Consider the following 1,356-nt stretch of genomic DNA (forward strand, 5'->3'; position numbering starts at 1 on the left):
CTCAGGTCAGAGCATGGCCGCATTTGCGGGACAGCCCTTAGAGGTCGTTTTCGTCCGATGTTTCATCCCGAGATGGGATGTTCTGTGGTCTTCTTCGGGTCGCGCCAGGAGATGGTGCTCTCGCCGGTGAGGCGGCGGGCCATGAGGCTGGTCATGGCGAGGGGGATCAGGGCTTCGGAGCGGGTGGGCAGGGTTTCGTAGTCGCGGGCCAGGCGGCGGTTCAGCATGAGCCAGCCGTAGGTCCGCTCGACCGCCCAGCGTTTGGGGATGGGGGTGAATCCCCTGGTCCCGGGCTTGCGGGCGGTGATCTCCATGTCGATGCCGAGGGTCGCCGCGTGCTCGACGAGGTGCTGGCGCTAGCCGCCGTCGACCCATACCTTGCGGATGCCCGGGTGGTCGGCGGCGACCTGGTCGAGCAGCGCGGTGCCGGCCACGGAGTCCTGCACGCTTGCCGCGGTGACCAGCACGGCGAGGAGGAGTCCGAGCGTGTCGGTGACGATGCTCCGCTTCCTGCCGACGATCTTCTTGCCGGCGTCGATACCCTGGCCGGCGGCGGGAACGCTGGTGGAGGTTTTCACGCTCTGGGCGTCGATCACACAGGCCGTGGGCTCTGCGTCCCGCTCTTCCTTTTCTCGTAGCAGTTGCCTGAGCCGGCCGTTGAGCTGGGCGAACACGCCCTCGTCGGCCCATTTGGCGAAGTAGCCGTAGACCGTGTTTCCAGTGCGGGAAGTCGTGCGGAAGGTAGCGCCACTGGACCCCGGTCCGGTCGACGTACAAGATCGCGTCCATGATGTCGCGCAGGTCATGTTCGGGCGGCCGGCCGAAGTGCAGAGCCGTGCGTCGGCGCTCGAGCCGCCAAGCGGACAGGACCGGCTCGATCAACTCCCAGCGGGCATCGGACAGGTCACTCGGATACGGACGTCGCTTCGGCATGCTTCCGGCGTCCCGCCACGAGCCGAATGCGCCCAGGCGCACGGCAGCGGCAGTGGAAGCACCTGACTACGAAGGCCGGGCACCCTGGGATGAAACAGGATTACGTCGTCTTCCGCCCCACCCGCAGCCCCACAAGCCCCGCAGATACCGACGATTTCCACGGCCTCACCCGCACCACCGTCCAACGCCTCAAGAACTGGCTGATACGCGGGCATTGCGAGTGAAAACGACCTCTCACAGGCGGTTTTACTCCAGCTCGCCCGGTTACGCCCCAGCGCTGCGCATGGGGCCGGGTTCCTGTCTCCCGGGCTGATGGGAGAACGACGTACGGCCGGTCCGTGAGCGGGGGCCGACCGACTGCTGTGCTGCGCCCAGATCCGGTCGACGGCATGTACGAGTGCCTTGTCCGGGGCGCAGACGCCG

1 pseudogene is annotated in these 1,356 nt (G+C 67.0%); it reads right to left on the reverse strand.

Going from position 1 to position 1,356, the window contains the following annotated elements:
* Positions 1-62: 62 nt before the first annotated feature.
* Positions 63-933: pseudogene (locus IO20_RS39390) on the reverse strand (IS5 family transposase).
* Positions 934-1,356 lie beyond the last annotated feature (423 nt).

Source organism: Streptomyces exfoliatus, assembly GCF_000725545.1.
Classification (GTDB): domain Bacteria; phylum Actinomycetota; class Actinomycetes; order Streptomycetales; family Streptomycetaceae; genus Streptomyces; species Streptomyces exfoliatus.